Here is a 21634-nt window from a genome sequence, read left to right on the forward strand (position 1 = left end):
TAAAAAAGACAACTCAAAATCTAATTAACAAAATATGCAAATTCTCCCCTACCTGTCTGCTGATTAAAATTGACCTCGACCGCCAAATTTAAATATCCACTAGGCTCCTGGGTACCTGGATAATTGTATTCAAGCAAATAAGTTCCCGTCCTCTGCTTCACCATCAAATCGCAAACCCTAGTCACTCCTTCATAAGATGAAAAAGGAACCACAGCTCCTCCAGTTTCATCCACCAAATATTGCAATTTAGGATCAATGGGATTATTCCCAAACAATATCAAATAAAATCTAATATCATTATTTTTATAATAATTTAAAATGGTACCCACAGAATATGTATCAAAAGCAGAATGACCTAAAGCTCCATTATTAAAATAAAGAACAGCCCTTTTTGCGCTCCTTGTCATAAGTTCAGAACCCGCTAGCTTTAAGCTAACATCTGTCTTTACATAAGTTGAATCATAAGACCCAAGGGAATTTGCTTTATTAATGGTACTTAACAAGCTATCAATATTATCTATTAAGGGCACACTTGTTGCATTTACAAAGCTAAATTTCTTATCCCTTTTGTCCTTTATAAGAGCATTTATACCCATAATCTGCTCTGCTTCATAATTCTTCATACCCGAAGACTTATCAAACACAACTGCAATATCCATTTTACTAGAAATATTAACATCATAAGAAACTTTAGGGCTCACAATGTAGTACTCTTCATTAGCAATCGCAAAATTTTCACTCTTAAGACCTACAACCGGTAATCCATTTCTACTGCTGACATTAAGTTCAACATAAATCTTAGAATTCCCATCTCTAATTACTCGTCTCACATCAACATTTAGGCTATCGTAGATACTAACATCACTTTTATAAATCGAAATTTTAGCATTATTGAAATCCGAAACAATAATTTGATTGTTGACATCAATAATTGAAGATGAAATTTTTGAATCGATTCTATCTGCTTTTAAAAGCTTTGCAAACATCTTGCCTGAAACATCATATTTATAAACACCATATTTTGAAGATATAATGATATTGTTACCCACAATATCATTGCTGAGTCCCTCTATGCCTTCAATGGAGGTTTGAGCAGTGTACAAATGATTACCACTGGTATCGAAAACCTCAATAGAACCCTTAAGTGCATCGGCAACGTAAATATTCCCGCCTAGATATGTAACACCCGTAGGTCCTAAAAGTCCCATAAAACCCACTGTCTTGGCACCAAAATGTAGAATAAAATTACCCTCAGCATCAAATTTACTTATTCGCTTATTTCCCCACTCACTTACATAAATATAATTTCTATTATCAATAGCCATATACTGGGGAGCAAGCAACTCTCCAACCCCTGTTCCCTTCTTTCCAATAGAACCCCTCTTAACCCCTATCGTTTTGTCATATATACCAATCTCATCTCTTGAGTAAAGAGTAACGTAAAGCAACCCATTAAGTTCAACTAAATCATAAGGAGACTTTAAATAATTAACACCATCCTTAACCAAAATACCAATGTTATTGTTCGCATCAAAATGAAGTATTTCATTCCCTACAAAGTTAACAGCGTAGTATCCACCATATTGATCTGCTCTTAAAGACGTAATCTGATAACCATGCGGCCTCCCATAAATAGAGTTGTCAAGAGAGGCTACCCTAATAAGTCTTTCAACGCCAAGCTCGTGATCCAAAAATACACCCCTTCTTTGCTCGATTGTAGAGACTAACTGCCTAAGATAAGCAGCCTTGTACCCCTGGGCCTCCAAATTTCTCCATTCCATCAAAGCTTCTTCAATATACCCCAATCTATAATAAACATTACCCGTCCAAAAATGATAATCGGGATTATTCGGATCAAAACTTAAAACCTTTTTAAGGGATAACAAGGCATCATCATAAAGTCCGTTATTATAGGAAGTAAGAGCCCACTTAAACTCTTCCTGAGCATCTTTATTTGTAACTATTCCCTGAGAATTTAAAACGAACGCATTCCCAATAAACAAAACAACCACATTCAAAAACAACATCATTCTCTTTTACCTAGGCAATACTATTTAAACTTAAAGCTATTATGCATTGCATGCTATATATTATACTATGCAATATTGCATATCAACACCTACACACCGACTGTGCAATATACATTTTTAAATAATAAAAAGAGGAAATATGAAACCAAGATACTTTTATTTAGCCCTATTCTCTGGCCTTCTTACATCTTTAGCAATTCCAAATGAAATAAAAGATACAGGATACTCAATTATTGGGCTTTGTGCTTATGTGCCGCTTTTCATTGCATTAATTCAAGTGGAAGACAAAAAAAAAATAATTATTCTAACAGTCTTTTATTTTTTGGTGGCCAATAGCCTTCAAAATTTTTGGCTTGCGTTTTTTCACTCATTCGGTCTATTTACCTTCTTGGGAGCAATAGTTGGATACATGCCTTACTCTCTGGCATTAGGTTATTTTCTATATTATTCTCTAAAGGCTTTTAAGAGCAAAACATTAACCCTAGCCATACTTTTTACACTTTACGACTATTCAAAATCAGTTGGATTCTCTGCGTATCCTTGGGGATTTTCTGCATTCATGGTAAACAACTTTAATGATTTAATACAAGTAGCTGATGTTTTTGGGGTTTTTTTTGTATCATTTGTTGTTTATTTTTTCAATGCGGGGCTTGCGACCCTTTTTATCAAACAAACTAAAATAAATACATTAAGCACCATACTCCCCTTTGTGTTGGTAGGTACATCTTTTGCTTATGGAATTATTAAAAAAATAGAAATAAACCCATTGCTAAATAAAGAAATAGATACACTAAATATTTCAGCAATTCAGCTCAATATTGACCCTTGGTTACCTGGGAACTACAAAGAAAGCATTAAGAGATCCATTAGCCTTACCAGAGAAGCTTTAAAAGAAAACCCAGATACAGAACTTGTACTCTGGAGCGAGGGGGTGCTAACCCTTCCGTTTAATTCCTACAAAGACTACGCGTACTATAATCCAGAAATACTCAAATTATACGATTCAATAAATGAATTGATAATAGAGAGTAAATCGTATTTTGTTATCGGCTCACCATCAAACATAGACCTAAGATCAAGAACACACCAAAATTCGGTCTATGCAATAAAACCTAACCTTGATATAGCAAATATATATTCCAAGATATTTTTAGTTCCATTTGCAGAAAAAGTGCCATTTCACGATTATGAACTCGTAAGAGAATTTTTTCTTAACAATTTCGGAATCTCAGGACAAACTAGTGGAGACAAGATTGAAATCCTTAAATTGAAGAAATTCCGGTTAGCTCTTTTAATATGCTACGATGATGCATTCACCGATCTTGCAAGAGCTTATAAAAAACAAGGTGCAAATTTACTACTAAACTTCTCAAACGACTCCTGGTCGAATACAAACTCATCGGAATGGCAACATTTCGTAGTAGCGAAATTTAGAAGCATAGAAAACGGAATTAAAACCGTAAGAGCAACAAACTCCGGCATAACCACAGCAATCAACGAATACGGAGAAAACACAGAAAGCCTAGAAACATTTAAAGAAGGATACCTAAATTCCAAAATCAAACTGTCTCCAAGGATCACAACGATCTATGAACACATAGGAGACTCTTTTGTATATATTCTAGCGATAATGCTTACGATAATGATATTCAGATCCTATCTTATTGAAGACAAAACCCATCTATCTCCATCTCTTACAAAGCCCAAGGTCTGACTACCACTCCAAAATGGGATGTTTTTAGTAATACCATTTTTCCTAGTCTTGACTCGAACATTGTAGCTTGCATCGGAATCTTTAACAATCTTTAAGGATTTCAAGTCATAAAAATCATCAACTGAAAGATAACCCAGCTCATCCTTATCAATACCACCTGAAGCAACCTCAAAATTTGAAATAAGAACACCCTTAGCTTCAACCTTATCCAAAACTTTAACCTCATCTGCTACAACAGAATTTAGTAAATCAACATTTTGTAAAAGAAGAGCTCTTGCAAACTTGTTAAACTGAAACTTAACCGCCTGCTCCTTACTACCCTCTCTTGCCTTCTGGGCAATATACTCTATCTTAGGAGCATTTGTTAATTCATTAATCTCAATCTTATCATGAACTATTCCCGGTACTTCATCAAGCTTAACGTCCTCAAACGCAAGGGACTTAACCTCTCCTTCCATATTCATCCTAGAGTCGATTTCCTCTATGGCAACCTTAAAGTCAACCTCTTCCCTAAGTCCAGGATAAATCTTTAAGGCCTTCTTTTGAAATAAATCCCCCTTCTTAACCTTGCCAACCTCAATATACCTCTGTCCTACTTCATAGTAAAAAATAGCAAGCTCCCTCTGCTTCTCATCGACTAAAAAACTACCCTTCGCAAACAAGCCCACAAGAGTCAAAGAAAAAAATAAAAAAGATAACGCCAATTTTCTCACACCAACCTCCAACAAAACATAGAATTCACTAAAGCAAAAAACAACAAGTCGTAGCCAAATTATATTACAAGTTTGTCTTTAATCAAAGAAACAAGATTGTTTTTGTGCTCATCACTAAAGATATTGATACTATCATATTCAAGTCTCAATTTAGGAGATAAATCATAATTACAATACCAACTCAAATACTTATCGTTAAGATTGTCAAGGTATTCTCTGGAAATTCCCACCTCAAAACTTCTATTTCTATTCTTAATCCGCCTTTCAGCCTCCTCAACACTACAATCAAGATATACCATCAATGTAGGTATCTGAGAATGCTCTAACATACTGTTGAGTAAATCAAGATATATTCTATACTCTTCATCAGAAATACATCCCCTTTCATTTAGAAGAGAAGCAAAAACACGATCACCATAAATAGATCTATCAAGTATGCCTCCTTTAGTTCTAAATATGGCCTTTATGAGCTTAAATCTTTCATTTAAAAAATTAATTTGAACTGGAAAAGCCCACCTAGACTTATCCCTGTAAAATTTATCTAAAATTGACAGTGTAAATTCATTATTCAACTCACTATAAAAAGGAATATCAAGTTCCCTAGACAAAATATCTCCAAGAGTGGTCTTTCCTGCTCCAATTAAACCCTCAATTATAATCACAAAATTTGCCTCCAAACTTTAAATCAACATCCATAATATAGTTAAAAAACAAAATTATTTAAACACTCAAAAAAATGAAATGGCCAACAAAAAAATTCCAAAAATCATACAACTGTCTCAAACAAAGCAATTTATTAGACGCAGAACTTACAAAACCATTGACATTAGTAATGATAAAAAATAGAATCTCTAAGTGTAAGAATTACTCGACTGTTGTGGCTCTATTTTAGGAGAATGTTTGGGTGAATATCAAGACCATAGTAACTGATTTTAGTGAAGCAATGCTTCTTCTTGATGATGCGGTGGTAATCTTGACGGAAAGCGTAGTTGATCGACTCACCGGAACGGCTGCGTTTAATGCCTCGAACAGATGCAAAGTGAGAGCAATAGAAGAATTGGCACGAGATCTTAGTTTGAGTGGAACAACCTTTATCACTCTGGACGAGACGCTTCGTGGTTTTAGATGGCAAGATCTTGAGCATGACCACAGTTCCACGGCAGAAGATATGTTGCGAGACAAAAATTTTAAGCACCAAGCCTTTACTCACTACTTATACAGAGAAACTGGCCCAAAAAATGAACTATACGGTTTACAAAGGGCAAATACAGAAATGGACCCCGTTTGCGGTTTAGGCAAAAGTTTTGCAAAGATGAATGCAGATGAGATCCCGAAAAAAGCATTACCTGACACTAAGCTAATTCCACTAGATTGGAATGACCCTGTGGATAACCACACAAATAATAGCATTTTAATAAGTTCAATAAAAAATCACAGAAAGTTAATTTTAAAGTAAACCTATATTAAACATAAGGAGGTTCAATATGGTTTATACACGCTCTAAAGAGTTTGCTTCAGAATTCTTGGGGACATTCATTCTCTTGGCACTTGGAACAGGTTCTGTGGCCATGACAGTCTTATTCCCGTCAAACCCAGCTATAGCAGGAGAAGTAATAAGGGGAGGCTATACAAATATAGTATTTGGATGGGGATTAGGTGTAACGTTTGGGGTTTACACAGCTGCAAGAGTTAGCGGAGCTCACTTAAACCCTGCTGTTAGTATTGGGTTAGCTGTCACCGGGAAATTCCCGATGTCAAAACTCCTCCACTATATCACAGCACAAATGCTTGGAGCTTTTTTTGGAGCTTTAATGACACTAATGGTGTTTTATCCTAAATGGATAGAAATAGATCCTACGTTTGAAACTACCCAAGGCATTATGTCTACTTTCCCTGCGGTTGTTGGGTTTCTGCCCGGATTTGTTGACCAAATATTTGGAACATTTTTACTTATGTTTCTGGTTTTAATTGTCGGACAATTTGTAAAGGAAGGGACTGAAAATCAATTCTTTCCGTTTATTATTGGGGCAATAGTGCTAGCTATTGGAATAAGCTTTGGAGGAATGAATGGTTACGCTATTAACCCAGCAAGGGATTTGGGACCAAGGCTACTACTTCTAGTGGCAGGCTTTAAAAAACACGGTCTTGATGATATCAATGTAACGCTCGTCCCTGTTTTGGGGCCAATAATTGGTGCCATTCTAGGTGCTGTGGTTTACGGGTTTACTTTAGAAGAAAAGGGAAAGCCATAGACATAAGACATAGTTCCAGACACTAGTTATTCAAATAATGTTAAAGAAGGAGAAATTATTATGAAGTACATCCTATCTGTTGACCAAGGCACAACCAGTTCAAGAGCAATAGTATTTGATAAGAATGCTAACATAAAAGGGCTCGCACAAAAAGAATTTACACAAATTTACCCACAAACAAGTTGGGTTGAGCATGACCCTAATGAAATATGGGGATCCCAGCTGGGAGTTATGGCAGAAGCATTAGCAAATGCAAGAACTTTTCCCAATGAAATTGCAGCAATTGGAATAACAAATCAACGAGAAACAACCATTATCTGGGACAAAAATACAGGATATCCAATTTATAATGCAATAGTCTGGCAGGACAGAAGAACAGCATCGATGTGCGATACCCTCAGGGCAGAAGGAAAAGATAAAATCATTTTTCAAAAGACAGGACTCGTTCTGGATGCTTACTTTAGTGGTACGAAAATAAAATGGATACTTGACAATGTTAAGGGAGCCCGAGAGCGTGCGGAGAAAGGAGAATTGTGCTTTGGAACAATAGACACTTGGCTACTCTGGAATCTTACTAAGGGGAAAGCACACATTACAGACTACTCTAATGCATCAAGAACTTTACTCCTAGACATCAAAACGCTCGAATGGGATGATGAGATTCTACAAATATTGGACATACCAAAAGCAATTTTACCTGAACTTAAACAAAGCTCTGAAATATATGGCAAAACTGACTCTTCGCTATTTGGAGCGGAAATCGCTATTTCAGGAATCGCTGGTGACCAATTTGCAGCTACATTTGGGCAGGCTTGTCTTAAGAAGGGGATGGCTAAGAATACCTATGGAACTGGTTGCTTTGCTACTGTTAACATAGGTAAGGAAGCCGTTATCAATGACAAAAATCTTTTAACATCGATTGCATGGAAAATAAGCAACTCAACAACTTATGTACTTGAAGGAAGTGTTTTTATTGGAGGGGCTGTAGTTCAATGGTTAAGAGATAATCTTGAATTTTTCAGAAAAAGCTCTGAGGCAGAAGCATTGGCAGCTTCCGTAAATGACAACGGGGGAGTTTATTTCGTTCCAGCTTTCGTAGGGCTCGGAGCGCCTCACTGGGATTCCTACGCCAGAGGTACGATTATTGGACTTACAAGGGGAACGACAAAGGCACACATCACAAGAGCCGCCCTTGAAAGCATTGCACTACAAAGCTTTGATGTACTAACCGCAATGAAAGACTCAATTCAGAACTTTGAAATACAAGAACTCAGAGTTGATGGAGGCGCTAGTAAAAATAATTTACTCATGCAATTTCAAGCCGATATCTTACAATGTAATGTTGTAAGGCCAAAAATTACGGAAACAACCGCTCTTGGGGCTGCTTACCTTGCGGGACTTGCAGTGGGATACTGGGAAAGTGCTGAAGAGATTACAAGCCTTTGGAAATCAGATAAAATCTTTGAACCTTCAATGGAAAAAAGCAAAAGAGAAGATTTACTTTATCATTGGAGCAGAGTCATTGACAGAGCAAAGGCCTGGATTAAATAACAACTAAATTTACCAGTCTGTTTTAAATGCTAACGGACTGGTAAATTTGAAATTCTGTGTTTAGTATTTAACGAATATGTGTGTTAATAGACACAGAGGAGATAAAATATGAAAAGGTTATTTAATTTTCTAGATCCAGCACTCCACATCAAAAGAGTAGATAAAAGCATAGAAGATTCGTTGTACAAAAGACTAAGGCTTCAGATATTCGTGTCGATATTCATTGGATATGCTGGGTTTTATTTGACAAGGAAGATTTTTTCATTTGCCATGCCAGAACTTGAAAAAGATGGCTTTGGGAAGGGTCAATTGGGAATAATTTTGTCTGGCGTTTCTATTGCATATGGCTTCTCTAAGTTTATAATGGGAAGCGTATCTGATCGAAGCAATCCCAGATATTTTCTGTCACTGGGATTGCTTTTAACAGCAGCAATCACTATTCTATTTGGTTTATTTCCGTGGAAATCAATTGATACTATGTCAGCCGTAGTACTTATGTTCATTCTGATGTTCTTAAACGGGTGGGTTCAAGGCATGGGATGGCCCGCTTGCGGGCGTACCATGGTTCACTGGTGGTCAACAAAAGAAAGGGGGATAACTGTTGCTACTTGGAACGTGGCACACAACACAGGCGCAGCCCTCTCCGGAATCATATCTTCTTGGGCCCTGCTTCACTTCAATGAATGGGAAGCTGTGCTTTACGTACCAGCAGGAATAGTAGTAGGAATTGCAATATTTGTTCTTCTAACACTAAGAGACACCCCTCAGTCTGTAGGGCTACCTCCAATTGAAGAGTATAAAAACGATTATCCTGAAAACTATACAAAAAGTGTTGAGAAAGAGCTTAACGCAAGGGACATATTTATAAAATATGTTTTTAACAATAAACTACTTTGGTATATAGCTATTGCTAATGCATTTGTATACTTTGTCAGATACGGTGTTCTGGACTGGGCTCCCACATATCTTTTACAAATCAAAAATTTTTCCATAAAAAACTCCGGGTGGGCGTATTCCCTTTATGAGTTTTCAGCTATTCCTGGAACAATAATTTGCGGATGGATATCCGACAAAGTTTTTAAAGGGAGAAGGACCGAGACTGGAATAATTTTTATGACTGCCACTCTCGTAACGATAGTTATATACTGGCAATTACCAGAAAATACTCCAACACTTACAACTATCCTTTTGGCAATAATAGGGTTCTTAATTTACGGACCTGTTATGCTCATTGGCCTTCATGCTCTTGATCTTGCGCCCAAAAAGGCTGCCGGCACTGCCGCGGGATTTACAGGATTATTCGGATATATAGGAGGTTCTGTAGCTGCCAGTGCTATTACAGGTTTTGTGCTGCAATACTTTAATTGGGATACCTATTTTTATCTGTTAATAATTTCTTGCACACTTGCAATAGCATTTATGGGTTTAACGTTTAAGCAAGAAAAAAAGTGGACAAAAAGCAAAGTAAATGAAAACAACAAAAGAACATAATGATTACATGGAAATAGAGGATTAACAACTATATAATGTAGTGATTATAAATATGAGAGGTTCAGTATGAAACGAATAAATCCCCAATTATTACTAACAGTAATAGTTTCTTTTCTCGCTTTTTCTTGTGAGGAGGAAAAAATGGGTGCAAATAAAGCATTACCTTTAGTTATAGCTCACAGGGGCGCTAGTGGCTATTTACCGGAGCATAGCCTAGAAGCTAAGGCATACGCCCATGCTTTAGGAGCTAATTACCTAGAGCAGGACATTGTTCTGACAAAAGATAATATCCCCATCATAATGCACGATCCAGAAATTGACACAACAACAAATGTTGCAGAAATATTTCCTAGAAGGATCAGAGAAGACGGTAGGTATTATTCCGTAGACTTTACACTAAAAGAGATCAAATCACTAAAACTTAGAGAGAGGTTTGATCCTAAAACTGGAAAACCAATATACCCCAACCGTTTCCCCTTAAATGAATATAATTCCCGAGTTCCGACTCTGGAAGAAGAAATACAATTTATACAAGGATTAAACAAAAGCACGGGAAAAAATGTTGGGATTTATCCTGAAATTAAAAAACCTTTTTGGCATAAACAACAAGGCAAGGACATCTCTAGGATTGTGGTAGAGGTTCTACACAAATATGGTTATAAATCAAAAGAAGACAACATTTATCTTCAAATATTTGACTTCGAAGAACTTAAGAGAATAAGAGAGGAACTTGGTTATAAGGGAAAACTTGTAATGCTTATTGGCGAAAATGATTGGAATGAGGCACCAACAGACTATGAGTATATTAAATCAGAGGAAGGCATGGCAGAAGTTGCAAAATACTCTGACGGGATTGGCCCTTGGATACCTCAAGTCATAATTGACGGCAAGGTAACAGGCCTTATTTCTTTAGCACATAAACACAAAATGGAAGTTCATCCCTATACTGTAAGGATTGATGCATTGCCTTCTTATGTAAAAGAAGCAAACGAATTATTAAATTTACTATTTAACAAGGCAAAGGTAGATGGAATATTTACAGATTTCCCTGATGTGGTATTGGGCTTTATGAGAAAATAAATTTATTATTAATAACAAGGAGAATATTTAATTTTTATGAGTGGAGAAAACGAAAAAAAAGAATTAAGGGATCTTGATGGCCAAGATTTTGACCTGGTAATAGTCGGCGGGGGTGCAACAGGGCTGGGTATTGCAATAGATTCCATTACAAGAGGGTATAAAACCTTGCTTGTGGAGAAATTTGACTATGCTAAGGGTACATCTTCAAGATCAACTAAACTAATACACGGTGGAGTAAGGTATTTAGCTCAATTCAATATACCTTTGGTAAAAGAGGCGTTACATGAGAAAGCTTTATTGGAACAAAATGCACCTCACTTGGTTAATGAATGTGCGTTCGTTACGCCCATATACAACATCTTTAGCCTCCCTTACTACTATTTTGGATTAAGTTGGTATCATAGTCTTCTTGGAAAGCATAAAAAAACCAAATACAAAACAAGGCTATTATCAAAATCCGAAACAATAGAAAAAATACCAAACATTAAAACAGAAGGACTCAGATGCTCCGTCTTGTACTATGATGATTCTTTCGATGATTCTAGAATGGCTATAAGCATGCTTAGAACCTTTACTGAAAAAGGAGGCCTTGCATTCAATTATACAGAACTTGTAAAGTTTACTAAAGAGAATGGCAAAATATCAGAAGCTGTTATTAAAGACAGAATGACTGATACACAAGTTACTATAAAGAGTAAATGCATAATCAATGCAACAGGAATTTTTGCAGATGAGATTAGGAAAATAGATGAGCCTAATGCCCCTAATATCATTAGGCCTTCTCAAGGAACACATCTAATAATTAAGAAAGATAAATTTCACACAGACTATGCGATGCTTATGCCCAAGACAAGTGACAATAGAGTATTATTTGCCCTACCTTGGCACGATGGAGTTGTTTGTGGAAGCACAGATATCCCAATAAATAAAATTGAAGAAGAGCCTAAGTGTCTAGAAAGTGAAATTGAATTCATAATAGACAATATGAACGATTATTTAAATACTAAAATAAGTAGAAACGATGTTAAGAGTGCCTACACAGGCATTAGACCGCTCATAGTAGACCCTAAAGGAGAGCAAAACACCTCAAAAATATCGAGAGATGAAAAAATATTTATCTCAAACTCGAATCTTATTACAATCGCTGGGGGGAAGTATACCACTTTCAGAAAAATGGCTGAAAAAGCACTAAAGACAGCAATAGATGAAAAGTTAATACAGAACTCAATCTCTAATACAGAAAACCTAAAGTTGCACGGGTACATGACAAAGGAAGACGTACTTAAAATCCCTGAGCCCTTTAGAGTCTATGGAAGTGATTTTAAAATTTTAAGTGAAATGGAAGGCTTTAATAATAAGATCCATGCAGATTTATCCTTAAATGAAGCCCAAATCACATTTGCCATTGAATTTGAACAAGCAAAAACCATAGAAGATGTTTTAGCAAGAAGAACAAGATCACTACTATTGAATGCACAAGCTACAATCGAGGCTACACCAAGGGTTGCTGAGTTTATGATGCAAAAGCTTGGCAAATCCGAAGAGTGGAAAAATGACCAAATAAAAACTTTTAAAGAGACGGCACAAAAATATTTAGTCTAGTTAAGAAGGGGTATTTAATAATCCCCTTCTTAACTTTAAAAGTGTTGCTTTTACAAAAATGATATGCAATTTGTTACAAAATCTTTTGTTATTACAAACTCAGATAAAAGCAGCATAGCAACTTTGAAATAGCAACAAAACAGCTAAAACGCAAAGCACAGAAAACCATTGCATAAACGGTACACCTCCTATTATTAACCATCCAAATACAAAAACAAACAACCAACATTCATAAAATCAAAACACCTAGTAAGCCAGAACATACACTACCCAGCACCTAAAATAAATTAAGTGCACTACATTAGCTTTATCTAAGCAAATTTACAAGCAATCCCTGTATTTCTTCAAGGCTACTTAAAAGTTTAATTTGAGAACCTTGATTCTGCAGTACCGAATACGCAAGCCTATCAAGCTTTTCATTAATAATTTTAATAATGCGATACTTTGGTCTCTTTGTTTCTCCTATACTCCCTCCTTTTTGCTCTTTAAGAGAAACAGAAGACGATAAAACAACAGATAAAAATTCAGATATAGTTTTCTTATAAAAAATTACATTCTGCCGAGAGGGCTCACTTAAAAGCTTTTCTCCAATATCATTAATCTCATCCAACATATCCTTAATAAAATCAAGATTAAATTCCCCGTTTTCAAGCAAAATAAAATGTTTATCTTCTCTTACAAATTCTGATTTAAATACCGAGGAAAAAACATTTGACCTACCCAAATCAACCTTTTTCTTATTTTTTTTATAATCTCTTGGTTCAAGACTTAAAGCACCTGCTACTAAATTATTAATCTTCATCTGCATTGCTCATATCATTGAATAAGTATTTGTTGCTATTGTCTATTTGAAAACTCTTACCAACTCTCTCTCTTTTAATTTCCTTATTCACTTCAATCAAAATATCCTCATTTACCTTATAAGAACCCGTATAAATAAATACATCCTTCTCAGAAAGCCCAAGGTTTCCAGTGCCTATATTCATATATCCATCGATAATGGCACCTTCTTCAACTTCAATTGACCTGCACGAAATATTACCAATCACACATCCCGACTGGAAAATCTTAATTTTGTTGTCAGCATAAATATTTCCAAAAACTATTCCAGAAATAACAATCTCATTTGCATTAATGTTTGACTTAATTCTTCCCGTTTCTCCAATTATGACTCTCTTAGTAGAATTAATGTTTCCAAGAAAATCTCCATCAATACGAATAAAGTTATTTGAGATTAACTCTCCCTTAAAAAAATCATTCTTCCCAACTATCGTTTTGATTTCATCAAAAACAAAAGTTGATGTTATCTTCTTCCTACTATTTAGACTCAAAAAATTCAACATTTATTTTGAAGCTCCCGTTGATAGATTTAAATACATATCCGGATTTACAACTTGAGACCCTATACGAACTTCATAGTGAAGATGGGGCCCTGTCGAATACCCCGTCTGACCAAGAAATCCAATCACCTGCCCTTTCTTAACATAAGAACCCTTTGAGGTGTTTAAGCGAGACAGGTGTGCATAAAGAGTTGAAAGTCCATATTTATGCTTAATTTGTACAAAGTTTCCATAACCTGTCGACTGATGGCTAGCCCTAATAACCTCTCCATCAGCGGCTGCAACAATAGCTGTCCCGATTCTCACACCCGCAAGATCTATTCCCTTGTGAATATACCACTGTCTAGTAAAAGGCTCAATAGCGGGCCCAAAATGCAGAGAAATAATACCATCCCCTTTAACGATAGGCCAAAGAGAGGGAATATCATTTAACAATTTATTTTGTGAATGAAGTAATTTAACTATGCTCTTAAGAGGAGGGATCGAGCTCTCTATTGTGCTTTTAACATTTTTAAGATCACTCAGTTCTTTAATTGCGTTAGCCTCTAATATCTGAAAATCAAGAAAATCCGAAAGATCGCCATCAAATTTGTTACGAGTTAAATCAATATTACTCTCCTTTATTTTCAAGGCAGTTCTAAGCTCGTCTAATACTTTAGAAAAATTACCAGCAACAGAATTAATCTCAACAACCGTGTTTCTGAAATCCTCAATCTCAGTTTCAGCAAGTTCATAATTTTTCTCAGTAGATTTAACAATAGATGTAAGAGCAACATAATTAACAGCCAGTAAAACGAACCCTATAAAAATAACAAGAAAAAATAAAAAAAATAAAAAAAGAGTTAAGAAAGAAATCTTTATATTCTTAACATTCCCCTTAACATGAGGAACAATCATAAAGCTAACATTTTGACTGAAAAAAGAATAGGTATTATTTAAAAACTTAAGAAACGAGCCAAAGACTGCAAAAAAAACTTCAACTAATACCTTAAAAAACAAGATGATTTTATATCTCATTCTCCTTTTCATCAAGAACCCTACCTCACTAATTCCTAAAAAAATCCAGCAAACTCGATTCCAATCCAGACCTCAACTACCTTGAAAATATCATTCTATTGCAAAATCTGCCCACCTTGTAGTCATTATCTCATAAACAACTCACAAATTAATCACTAAAAACCATTAATGACAACACTAAAAGCGAAGCAAAAATATACAAACCAAAATAAATGGTTTATTATTTATACAATGAGAACATTATTCTTTGCAACTGCGAATGTTAACAAGATAAATGAGGTGAAAAAGATTTTAAATATCCATAACATAAGACTTGAAATTCCTAAGAGTTTTGGTATAAGAGAAACAGGTACAACTTTTAAAGAAAATTCTTTACTCAAGGCAAAAGCTCTATTTGAACTCTTAGACAGAAAGTATCACGTCTTTAGTGAAGATTCTGGTTTATGCATTGAAGCTTTAAATCTAGAGCCTGGTATTTATTCCAAAAGATATGGCAAATATAAACTTGGGAAAAAACTTACCACTCATGAAAAAAATCAGCTCATCATCGATTTAATGAAAAATAAGACAAATAGAAAGGCATATTTTGTATGTATGGTTAGCCATATTTCAACAGACGGACAAATAAATAATTTTGAAGGCATCTTTAACGGTAGTATTGCTCCTGATGTTAACGGTTGCCAAAAGAATGGATTTGGGTATGATCCAATATTCCTGACTAGTAACAATAAAAGACTCAGTGAATTAAGTCTTGCAGAAAAAAATAAGATATCTCACAGAGGAATTGCATTTACGAAATTTAAAAATTTTATAATGGATAGTCTGATTTAATACTAAAGTTCAAGGGTAGCCCACATGTAAATTTTCCGTTTCTTGTAAAATTGAAAGCAAAGATTTAAAATGGTTACTATTCATAATAACAGGTGTTGTGTTAAATAAAGGGGAAAGTTTAGTGGTAGATAGGGACAGAATCAATGAAGATGATAAGTGGAATTTATCTTCTCTGTTTAAGAATGATGAAGAATACAGACAGAAAGTAGTAGAAATCAAATTAAAACTCGAAGAGTTTAAGGAATATGAGAATTTGGTATTTGATTTAAATATATTCAAGCAAGCCCTAAATGCCTACTACGAAATTGGGGAAGAATTAGAAAGAACAACTTATTACACGCATCTCCAATTAGAAACAGATGTAAGTAATAAAACTTCAAATGAACTTCGAGCAATGAATGTTAATTTGGAAACGGAAGTATCCAATGCTACTTCATTTTTTATTCCAAAGATACTAAAGGCAGATACGAAACAAGTAAAGGAGTGGCTTGAGGATACAGAACTTAAAGATAAAAAAGTGGCTGTTGAAAACATCTTAAGAGAAAAAGAACATATTTTAAGTGAGGATGAAGAGAAAATATTAGCCAACTATACCTCCCTTTATTCATCTTATAACGACATATTCTCTGCGCTGACCAATGCTGACATGGAATTTGGAGAAATCGATGGGCAACCTCTAACTAATTCCACTTACAGCTTGTTTCTTCACAATGAAAACCAAGAAATGAGAAGAGACGCTTTTTTAAAATTTTATAAAGAATATCAAAAGCATGAAAATACATTGGCCAATCTTCTAATCGCTGATATAAATAAAAATAGGTTTCTGGCCAAAACGAGAAAATTTGAAGATACTGTTTCAATGAAGCTTTTTGGAAATAATATTGACAAAAAGGTTTATCTAAATCTAATTGAAACAGTTAACGAAAGTTTGCCTGTTGTACATGGATACTATGAATTTAGAAGAAAAATACTAAATCAAGAACATCTTAATCACTATGATGTTTACGTCCCTCTGACGAAAGACATCAAATTTAAAAATTCCTTTAATGAAGCTTGTGACAACATATTACAATCTCTAGCAATACTGGGAAGCGAGTATACTGAAGTGCTCAGGAAAGGATTTTTTCAAGAGCGTTGGGTTGATAAATATGAAAACAAGGGGAAAAGGTCCGGTGCTTTTAGCGCAGGATCTTACAATGGCAAACCCTATATACTTATGAATTATAAAGACGAATCGATAAGAGAGATGTTTACCCTAGCACACGAGGCAGGACACTCTATGCATTCTTATTTCAGCATTAAAAATAATCCATTCCCCCATTATCAATACTCTATTTTTGAAGCAGAAATAGCATCCACAGTGAATGAACAGATACTCGCCGATTACTTACTACAAAATGAAAAAGACACTGAAAAAATAAAATACATAAAACTAACCCAAATTGACGATCTACTTGCAACATTTTTCAGGCAAACGATGTTTGCTGAATTTGAATACATTATTCACGATATGGTTAATAAGGACAAGCCTGTGGTAAAAGATACACTGAAAGCAACTTATGCAGGGTTACTAGAAAAATATTTTGGTTCAAGCCTTAGGTTTGATGAAAATAGCTCCCTGGAATGTCTGAGAATTCCTCATTTTTATTCGCCCTTCTATGTATATCAATATGCGACAGGTATTACAGCTGCTCTTCTAATATATAAAAACATAAAAGAAGAAAAAAAGGATGCAATAAAGAACTACATAGAATTTTTAAAAACAGGAGGTTCAAAATATCCTCTAGATTCTTTAAAAGTTACCGGTGTTGATTTAACGTTAAAATCAACAATAGAGAATACAATCAACACATTTAAAGAACGTCTTGAGAGCGTAAAACAATTATTCTAAGGAAGGGGAGGCTTTTGAAAAACTTAAATCTCATCATAGCTTGGTCGGTACATATTCTAACGACCTCTGGGCTAATAGTTAGTTTTTACTCAATAATTGCCATAGTAAATGAAGATTATTCTCTTCTATTAAAGCTTACAATCATTGGTCTTCTGGTTGACGGAATTGATGGCACATTAGCAAGAAAATTTAAGATAAAAGAATTAATACCAACCGTTGACGGTGCACTTCTTGATAACATTGTAGATTATATAAACTACACGTTTATTCCTGCAGTATTTTTTTATTACGGCTCCTTTTTAAAAAGTGAACACAAAATAATAGCTTGTATTGGTATCTTATTCGCATCAGCATATCAATTCTCAAGGACAGATGCAAAAACAAGCGATGATTTCTTTAGGGGCTTTCCCTCTTTATGGAATTTTTTAATAATTTTCAATCTCATTTTCGATATAGGACAAAGTGCAAATTTTATGATGATATTGACATGCATTACCCTAAGTTTTGCGCCCATTAAATTCGTTTATCCATCAAAAACCAAAGAATTTAAGTTTCTAACAGTTCCTCTCACAATATTAACTTCTTCTGTTTTCACACTGACAATATTCATAAACCTACCGGAGGCTTACTTGAGTATATCAAAAATGTTGATTGTTTTTTATTTTTTGTATCTCACCTTAATTAGCTTGTATTTGACATACAGGTCAAGAGAAAAATAACGAGAGTTTATGAACCTAATACTAGAATTTATAGATCTAAACATAGGCTATGCCCCGATAGTATTTTTTACGCTGCTTATTCTTGCGGGGTTTAATATTCCAATCTCTGAAGATGCAATAGTTATAATGGGAGGCATACTTTCTAGTCGAAGAAGTGAATACACAATCTTCATATTTTTAGGGATTTTCTGGGGGGCCTATATTGGAGATATAATTTCGTTCTACATAGGAAAACTTTTGGCATATAAATTGTTTAAAGAGAAAACAAGAGTTAATAAACTCATTAATACAATGAATTACTACTATGGGCAGTATGGAAGCCTAACTCTATTTTTTGGAAGGTTTATCCCATTTGGAATTAGAAACGCAATATTCATGTCAGCAGGCATGGGAAACATGAGATCTCGTCATTTTTTCTTAGCTGATTTTTTTGCAGCTATTACATCCATCACAATTTACTTTACACTAAGTTTTAAAATAGGTGAATCATTTAAGGTGATATTTCCCAAAATAAGAATGATACTACTAATAGTATTTATTGTTTTAATGATCATTATTTTAGTTTGTTTTTTTATAAAAAAGAAAAAAATACAACAAGTTGACAAACATTTTGAATAAAAAATATAATTGCTTGTACGCTGTGGTGGTGGAAGTGGTAGACACGCTAGCTTGAGGGGCTAGTGGGTGAAAACTCGTGCTGGTTCAAGTCCAGTCCACAGCATGGTCGAGGAAGCCCTCACCTTCATGTTCAAGACAGTGTGGAGTTGAAGAGTTGATTTACTTTTCAACGAAATAGCTGTAGAATGGGGAGATGGTGTGAAAATTTTGGGACACAACGAGTATCTTACTGAGGGGCTGGATGTCTGAGTACAATTTCAGAAAAATAGAGAAAAAATGGCAGCATTATTGGGATAGACATAAAACGTACAAAGTTGATGAGGATCCTGGTATTCCTAAAGAGAAAAGAATTTATATCCTTGACATGTTTCCTTATCCTTCTGCTGATGGGCTTCATGTCGGACATCCCTTGGGTTACACTGCTACTGATATATTGGCAAGATATAAACTTTTGCATGGATTTAATGTGCTTCACCCAATGGGATTTGATAGCTTTGGACTTCCTGCAGAGAACTATGCAATACAAACAGGAAAACATCCAAGAAAGATAACAGAAAATAACATTGAAAAATTTAAAGAACAGATTAAAGCTTTGGGATTTGCATACGATTGGGACAGAGAAATTAGAACCCATGATGAGCACTACTACAAATGGACACAATGGATATTTTTAAAATTGTACAAGAAGGGTTTAGCTTATACAAAGGAGATGCCTGTTTGGTATTGCCCTGCTCTTGGAACAGTACTATCGAATGAAGAAATAGTACAGACATCTAGTGGTCCTAAGTCTGAACGCGGCCTCCACGAGGTAGAAAGGAGACCTTTAAGACAATGGATACTTAAAATTACAGAATATGCGGAAAGATTAACTGAAGATCTTCAGGAAGTAGACTGGCCTGAGTCGGTTAAAGAAATGCAGAAAAACTGGATCGGTAAATCAATAGGAGCTGAAATCGAATTTGAGGTAAAAGACAGCCGAGAGAGGATTAAAGTATTTACAACAAGACCGGACACAATATTTGGGGTGACCTACTTAGTGCTAGCACCAGAGAACATTATAGTGGATAAAATAGCAAAAGATGAAATTAAGTCTTTTATATCAGATTATAGAAATAAGGAATGCCTTAAAAGCGATCTGGAGAGAACTTCTCTTGAAAAAGATAAAACAGGATTATTTACGGGAGCATATGCTCTTAATCCAATTACCCAAGAAGAGATTCCTATATGGGTAGGTAGCTATGTGCTTGGATCCTACGGCACTGGTTCTGTGATGAGCGTTCCAGCTCATGATGAGAGAGATTTTGAATTTGCTAGAAAGTACAATTTAGATATAAAACAGGTAGTTTTAAAGCTAGGAGATAACGAAATAAACAAAATATTAGAAAAACCATTTACTGAAGATGGTATTTCCATTAATACGCCTAGGGAATTTAATAATCTACAGACTGGTGAAGTAAAGGAAAGAGTAGTAGAATGGCTCATTAAAAATGATAAGGGAAGAAGAAAGACCAATTATAAGATCAGAGATTGGATTTTCTCGAGGCAGAGATATTGGGGCGAACCCATTCCTGTTGTGCTTGACGAGAATCTAGTTGCAACACCACTAGAAGAATGTGAATTGCCTCTAAAACTTCCAGAAATAGAAAATTATAAGCCATCTGGCACAGGTGAGTCTCCTTTAGCAAGGATTCACGACTGGGTAAATGTAGAATATAGAGGGAAAAGATACAAGAGAGAAACAAATACAATGCCTCAATGGGCAGGTTCATGCTGGTATTACATTCGCTATCTTGATCCGAACAATGAAAAAGAATTTGCTAGTAAAGAAAAAATTAATTACTGGTTGCCAGTTGATCTCTACGTTGGGGGTGCTGAACATTCGGTGCTACATCTTCTGTACGCAAGGTTTTGGCACAAAGTATTGTACGATTTAGGATACGTTAATACAAAAGAGCCTTTTATAAGACTTGTAAACCAGGGAATGATAACATCATTTGCTTATCAGGATGAAAACGGAATTCTAATTCCCAATGATGAGGTTATACAGCGAGATAATAAATTTTTTGCTAGAGATAGTGATAAAGAACTAAAGCAAATAATCGCTAAGATGTCAAAATCGTTAAAAAATGTCGTCAACCCTGATGATATTATCAATGAATATGGAGCAGATTCAATGAGAATTTATGAAATGTTCATGGGACCTTTAACTGATTCAAAGCCCTGGAATACAAAAGGATTAATTGGAGTTTTTAGGTTCTTAAATAAGATTTGGACTATTAAAAATAAAGAACTAACAACACAAACAGCACCTAAGGAAATAATGTCCCAACTTCACAAAACGATAAAAAAGGTGACAGAAGATATAGAAAGTCTAAATTTCAACACCGCAATATCATCACTGATGATATTTGTGAATGAACTTTTAAAATATGATAAAAACTATAAGGAAATATTTAAACCTCTTACCATCATACTGTCGCCTTTTGTCCCTCACTTGGGAGAGGAGTTGTGGGAATATATGGAAGAAAGGCCTAGCATATTTAAAAGCGCAAAATGGCCCGAATATGATCCAAGTCTCATTATTGATAGTACAAGAGAAATTGCATTACAAGTCAACGGTAAAATAAGGGATAGGATTGTACTAGATAAAGGAATAAATGAGGATACTCTTAGGGAAATAGCACTAAAAAATGAAAAGATTATGAAAAATATCGAAAACAGGCAAATACTTAAGATAATTACGGTTAAAGATAAACTTATAAACATAGTAACAAAATGAAGAGGC

At 35.0% G+C, this 21634-nt stretch carries 18 protein-coding genes and 1 tRNA gene; 13 read left to right on the plus strand and 6 right to left on the minus strand.

The window, feature by feature from the left end; translation table 11 throughout:
• Positions 1 to 20: 20 nt before the first annotated feature.
• Positions 21 to 2027 carry a tetratricopeptide repeat protein gene (locus LSO06_RS01180; protein ID WP_231760854.1) on the minus strand — a complete coding sequence of 669 codons (2007 nt, stop codon included), beginning with the start codon at positions 2025 to 2027 and terminating at the stop codon, positions 21 to 23.
• A 142-nt stretch (positions 2028 to 2169) separates the two neighbouring features.
• Here LSO06_RS01180 and lnt point away from each other — a divergent pair, with 142 nt between their 5' ends.
• Positions 2170 to 3744: an apolipoprotein N-acyltransferase gene (gene lnt / locus LSO06_RS01185; RefSeq protein WP_231760268.1), complete on the plus strand. Its 1575-nt coding sequence runs from the start codon at positions 2170 to 2172 to the stop codon at positions 3742 to 3744.
• Here the strand turns inward: lnt and LSO06_RS01190 are convergent.
• Both LSO06_RS01190 and LSO06_RS01195 read right to left on the minus strand, forming a co-directional pair.
• A complete protein-coding gene (locus LSO06_RS01190; RefSeq protein ID WP_231760269.1) occupies positions 3687 to 4457 on the minus strand; it encodes a hypothetical protein in 771 nt (256 codons plus the stop codon). The two genes, lnt and LSO06_RS01190, sit on opposite strands and share 58 nt — an antisense overlap.
• 59 nt (positions 4458 to 4516) lie before the next feature.
• The gene (locus LSO06_RS01195) at positions 4517 to 5119 is read right to left on the minus strand and encodes a deoxynucleoside kinase (RefSeq protein ID WP_231760270.1); all 603 of its coding nucleotides are present in this window, start codon (positions 5117 to 5119) and stop codon (positions 4517 to 4519) included.
• 242 nt (positions 5120 to 5361) lie between these two features.
• Here LSO06_RS01195 and LSO06_RS01200 point away from each other — a divergent pair, with 242 nt between their 5' ends.
• The 6 genes from LSO06_RS01200 (at position 5362) to LSO06_RS01225 (ending at position 12433) form a co-directional block, all read left to right on the plus strand.
• Positions 5362 to 5913, plus strand: coding sequence for a hypothetical protein (locus tag LSO06_RS01200; protein ID WP_231760271.1), 552 nt, complete (start codon positions 5362 to 5364; stop codon positions 5911 to 5913).
• A gap of 28 nt (positions 5914 to 5941) precedes the next feature.
• Complete coding sequence (locus LSO06_RS01205; RefSeq protein ID WP_231760272.1) at positions 5942 to 6709, plus strand: MIP/aquaporin family protein; 768 nt, start codon at positions 5942 to 5944, stop codon at positions 6707 to 6709.
• A 60-nt stretch (positions 6710 to 6769) separates the two neighbouring features.
• A complete protein-coding gene (gene glpK / locus LSO06_RS01210) occupies positions 6770 to 8260 on the plus strand; it encodes a glycerol kinase GlpK (RefSeq protein WP_231760273.1) in 1491 nt (496 codons plus the stop codon).
• Positions 8261 to 8368: 108 nt separating this feature from the next.
• Complete coding sequence (glpT, locus tag LSO06_RS01215) at positions 8369 to 9751, plus strand: glycerol-3-phosphate transporter (protein ID WP_231760274.1); 1383 nt, start codon at positions 8369 to 8371, stop codon at positions 9749 to 9751.
• Positions 9752 to 9817: 66 nt separating this feature from the next.
• Positions 9818 to 10831, plus strand: a complete 1014-nt coding sequence (glpQ, locus tag LSO06_RS01220; protein ID WP_255673276.1) for a glycerophosphodiester phosphodiesterase — start codon at positions 9818 to 9820, stop codon at positions 10829 to 10831.
• 36 nt (positions 10832 to 10867) lie between these two features.
• Positions 10868 to 12433: a glycerol-3-phosphate dehydrogenase/oxidase gene (locus LSO06_RS01225; protein ID WP_231760276.1), complete on the plus strand. Its 1566-nt coding sequence runs from the start codon at positions 10868 to 10870 to the stop codon at positions 12431 to 12433.
• Between the two features lie 307 nt (positions 12434 to 12740).
• Here the strand turns inward: LSO06_RS01225 and LSO06_RS01230 are convergent, their stop codons facing one another.
• From LSO06_RS01230 to LSO06_RS01240, 3 genes are read right to left on the minus strand one after another with little or no spacing between them, the layout of a single operon-like run.
• Positions 12741 to 13235 carry a YaaR family protein gene (locus LSO06_RS01230; RefSeq protein WP_231760277.1) on the minus strand — a complete coding sequence of 165 codons (495 nt, stop codon included), beginning with the start codon at positions 13233 to 13235 and terminating at the stop codon, positions 12741 to 12743.
• Entirely contained in the window at positions 13225 to 13776 is a 552-nt protein-coding gene (locus LSO06_RS01235; protein ID WP_231760278.1) for a bactofilin family protein, read from the minus strand. The genes LSO06_RS01230 and LSO06_RS01235 overlap by 11 nt, the downstream gene beginning before the upstream one ends.
• The gene (locus LSO06_RS01240) at positions 13777 to 14802 is read right to left on the minus strand and encodes a M23 family metallopeptidase (protein WP_231760279.1); all 1026 of its coding nucleotides are present in this window, start codon (positions 14800 to 14802) and stop codon (positions 13777 to 13779) included.
• Between the two features lie 219 nt (positions 14803 to 15021).
• Between LSO06_RS01240 and rdgB the strand changes: the two genes are divergently transcribed.
• From rdgB to leuS, 6 genes are all read left to right on the plus strand, one after another.
• Positions 15022 to 15621, plus strand: a complete 600-nt coding sequence (gene rdgB, locus LSO06_RS01245) for an RdgB/HAM1 family non-canonical purine NTP pyrophosphatase (protein ID WP_231760280.1) — start codon at positions 15022 to 15024, stop codon at positions 15619 to 15621.
• Between the two features lie 121 nt (positions 15622 to 15742).
• The gene (gene pepF / locus LSO06_RS01250; protein ID WP_231760281.1) at positions 15743 to 17512 is read left to right on the plus strand and encodes an oligoendopeptidase F; all 1770 of its coding nucleotides are present in this window, start codon (positions 15743 to 15745) and stop codon (positions 17510 to 17512) included.
• A 14-nt stretch (positions 17513 to 17526) separates the two neighbouring features.
• Positions 17527 to 18231: a phosphatidylcholine synthase gene (gene pcsA, locus LSO06_RS01255; RefSeq protein WP_231760282.1), complete on the plus strand. Its 705-nt coding sequence runs from the start codon at positions 17527 to 17529 to the stop codon at positions 18229 to 18231.
• Positions 18232 to 18240: 9 nt separating this feature from the next.
• A complete protein-coding gene (locus LSO06_RS01260) occupies positions 18241 to 18849 on the plus strand; it encodes a DedA family protein (protein ID WP_231760283.1) in 609 nt (202 codons plus the stop codon).
• A gap of 19 nt (positions 18850 to 18868) precedes the next feature.
• Positions 18869 to 18952, plus strand: a tRNA-Leu gene (locus LSO06_RS01265).
• Positions 18953 to 19090: 138 nt separating this feature from the next.
• A complete protein-coding gene (leuS, locus tag LSO06_RS01270; protein WP_231760284.1) occupies positions 19091 to 21628 on the plus strand; it encodes a leucine--tRNA ligase in 2538 nt (845 codons plus the stop codon).
• Positions 21629 to 21634 lie beyond the last annotated feature (6 nt).

It is taken from the genome of Borrelia sp. RT5S (assembly GCF_021165755.1).
In the GTDB taxonomy this organism is placed as follows: domain Bacteria; phylum Spirochaetota; class Spirochaetia; order Borreliales; family Borreliaceae; genus Borrelia.

Excerpts from the sequence above, each read along its gene's own strand:
- LSO06_RS01180 (WP_231760854.1), bottom strand. The coding sequence starts at position 2,027 with ATGTTGTTTTTGAATGTGGTTGTTTTGTTTATTGGGAATGCGTTCGTT.
- lnt (WP_231760268.1), top strand. The coding sequence starts at position 2,170 with ATGAAACCAAGATACTTTTATTTAGCCCTATTCTCTGGCCTTCTTACA.
- LSO06_RS01205 (WP_231760272.1), top strand. The coding sequence starts at position 5,942 with ATGGTTTATACACGCTCTAAAGAGTTTGCTTCAGAATTCTTGGGGACA.
- glpK (WP_231760273.1), top strand. The coding sequence starts at position 6,770 with ATGAAGTACATCCTATCTGTTGACCAAGGCACAACCAGTTCAAGAGCA.
- glpT (WP_231760274.1), top strand. The coding sequence starts at position 8,369 with ATGAAAAGGTTATTTAATTTTCTAGATCCAGCACTCCACATCAAAAGA.
- glpQ (WP_255673276.1), top strand. The coding sequence starts at position 9,818 with ATGAAACGAATAAATCCCCAATTATTACTAACAGTAATAGTTTCTTTT.
- LSO06_RS01225 (WP_231760276.1), top strand. The coding sequence starts at position 10,868 with ATGAGTGGAGAAAACGAAAAAAAAGAATTAAGGGATCTTGATGGCCAA.
- LSO06_RS01230 (WP_231760277.1), bottom strand. The coding sequence starts at position 13,235 with ATGAAGATTAATAATTTAGTAGCAGGTGCTTTAAGTCTTGAACCAAGA.
- LSO06_RS01235 (WP_231760278.1), bottom strand. The coding sequence starts at position 13,776 with ATGTTGAATTTTTTGAGTCTAAATAGTAGGAAGAAGATAACATCAACT.
- LSO06_RS01240 (WP_231760279.1), bottom strand. The coding sequence starts at position 14,802 with ATGAAAAGGAGAATGAGATATAAAATCATCTTGTTTTTTAAGGTATTA.
- rdgB (WP_231760280.1), top strand. The coding sequence starts at position 15,022 with ATGAGAACATTATTCTTTGCAACTGCGAATGTTAACAAGATAAATGAG.
- LSO06_RS01260 (WP_231760283.1), top strand. The coding sequence starts at position 18,241 with ATGAACCTAATACTAGAATTTATAGATCTAAACATAGGCTATGCCCCG.
- leuS (WP_231760284.1), top strand. The coding sequence starts at position 19,091 with ATGTCTGAGTACAATTTCAGAAAAATAGAGAAAAAATGGCAGCATTAT.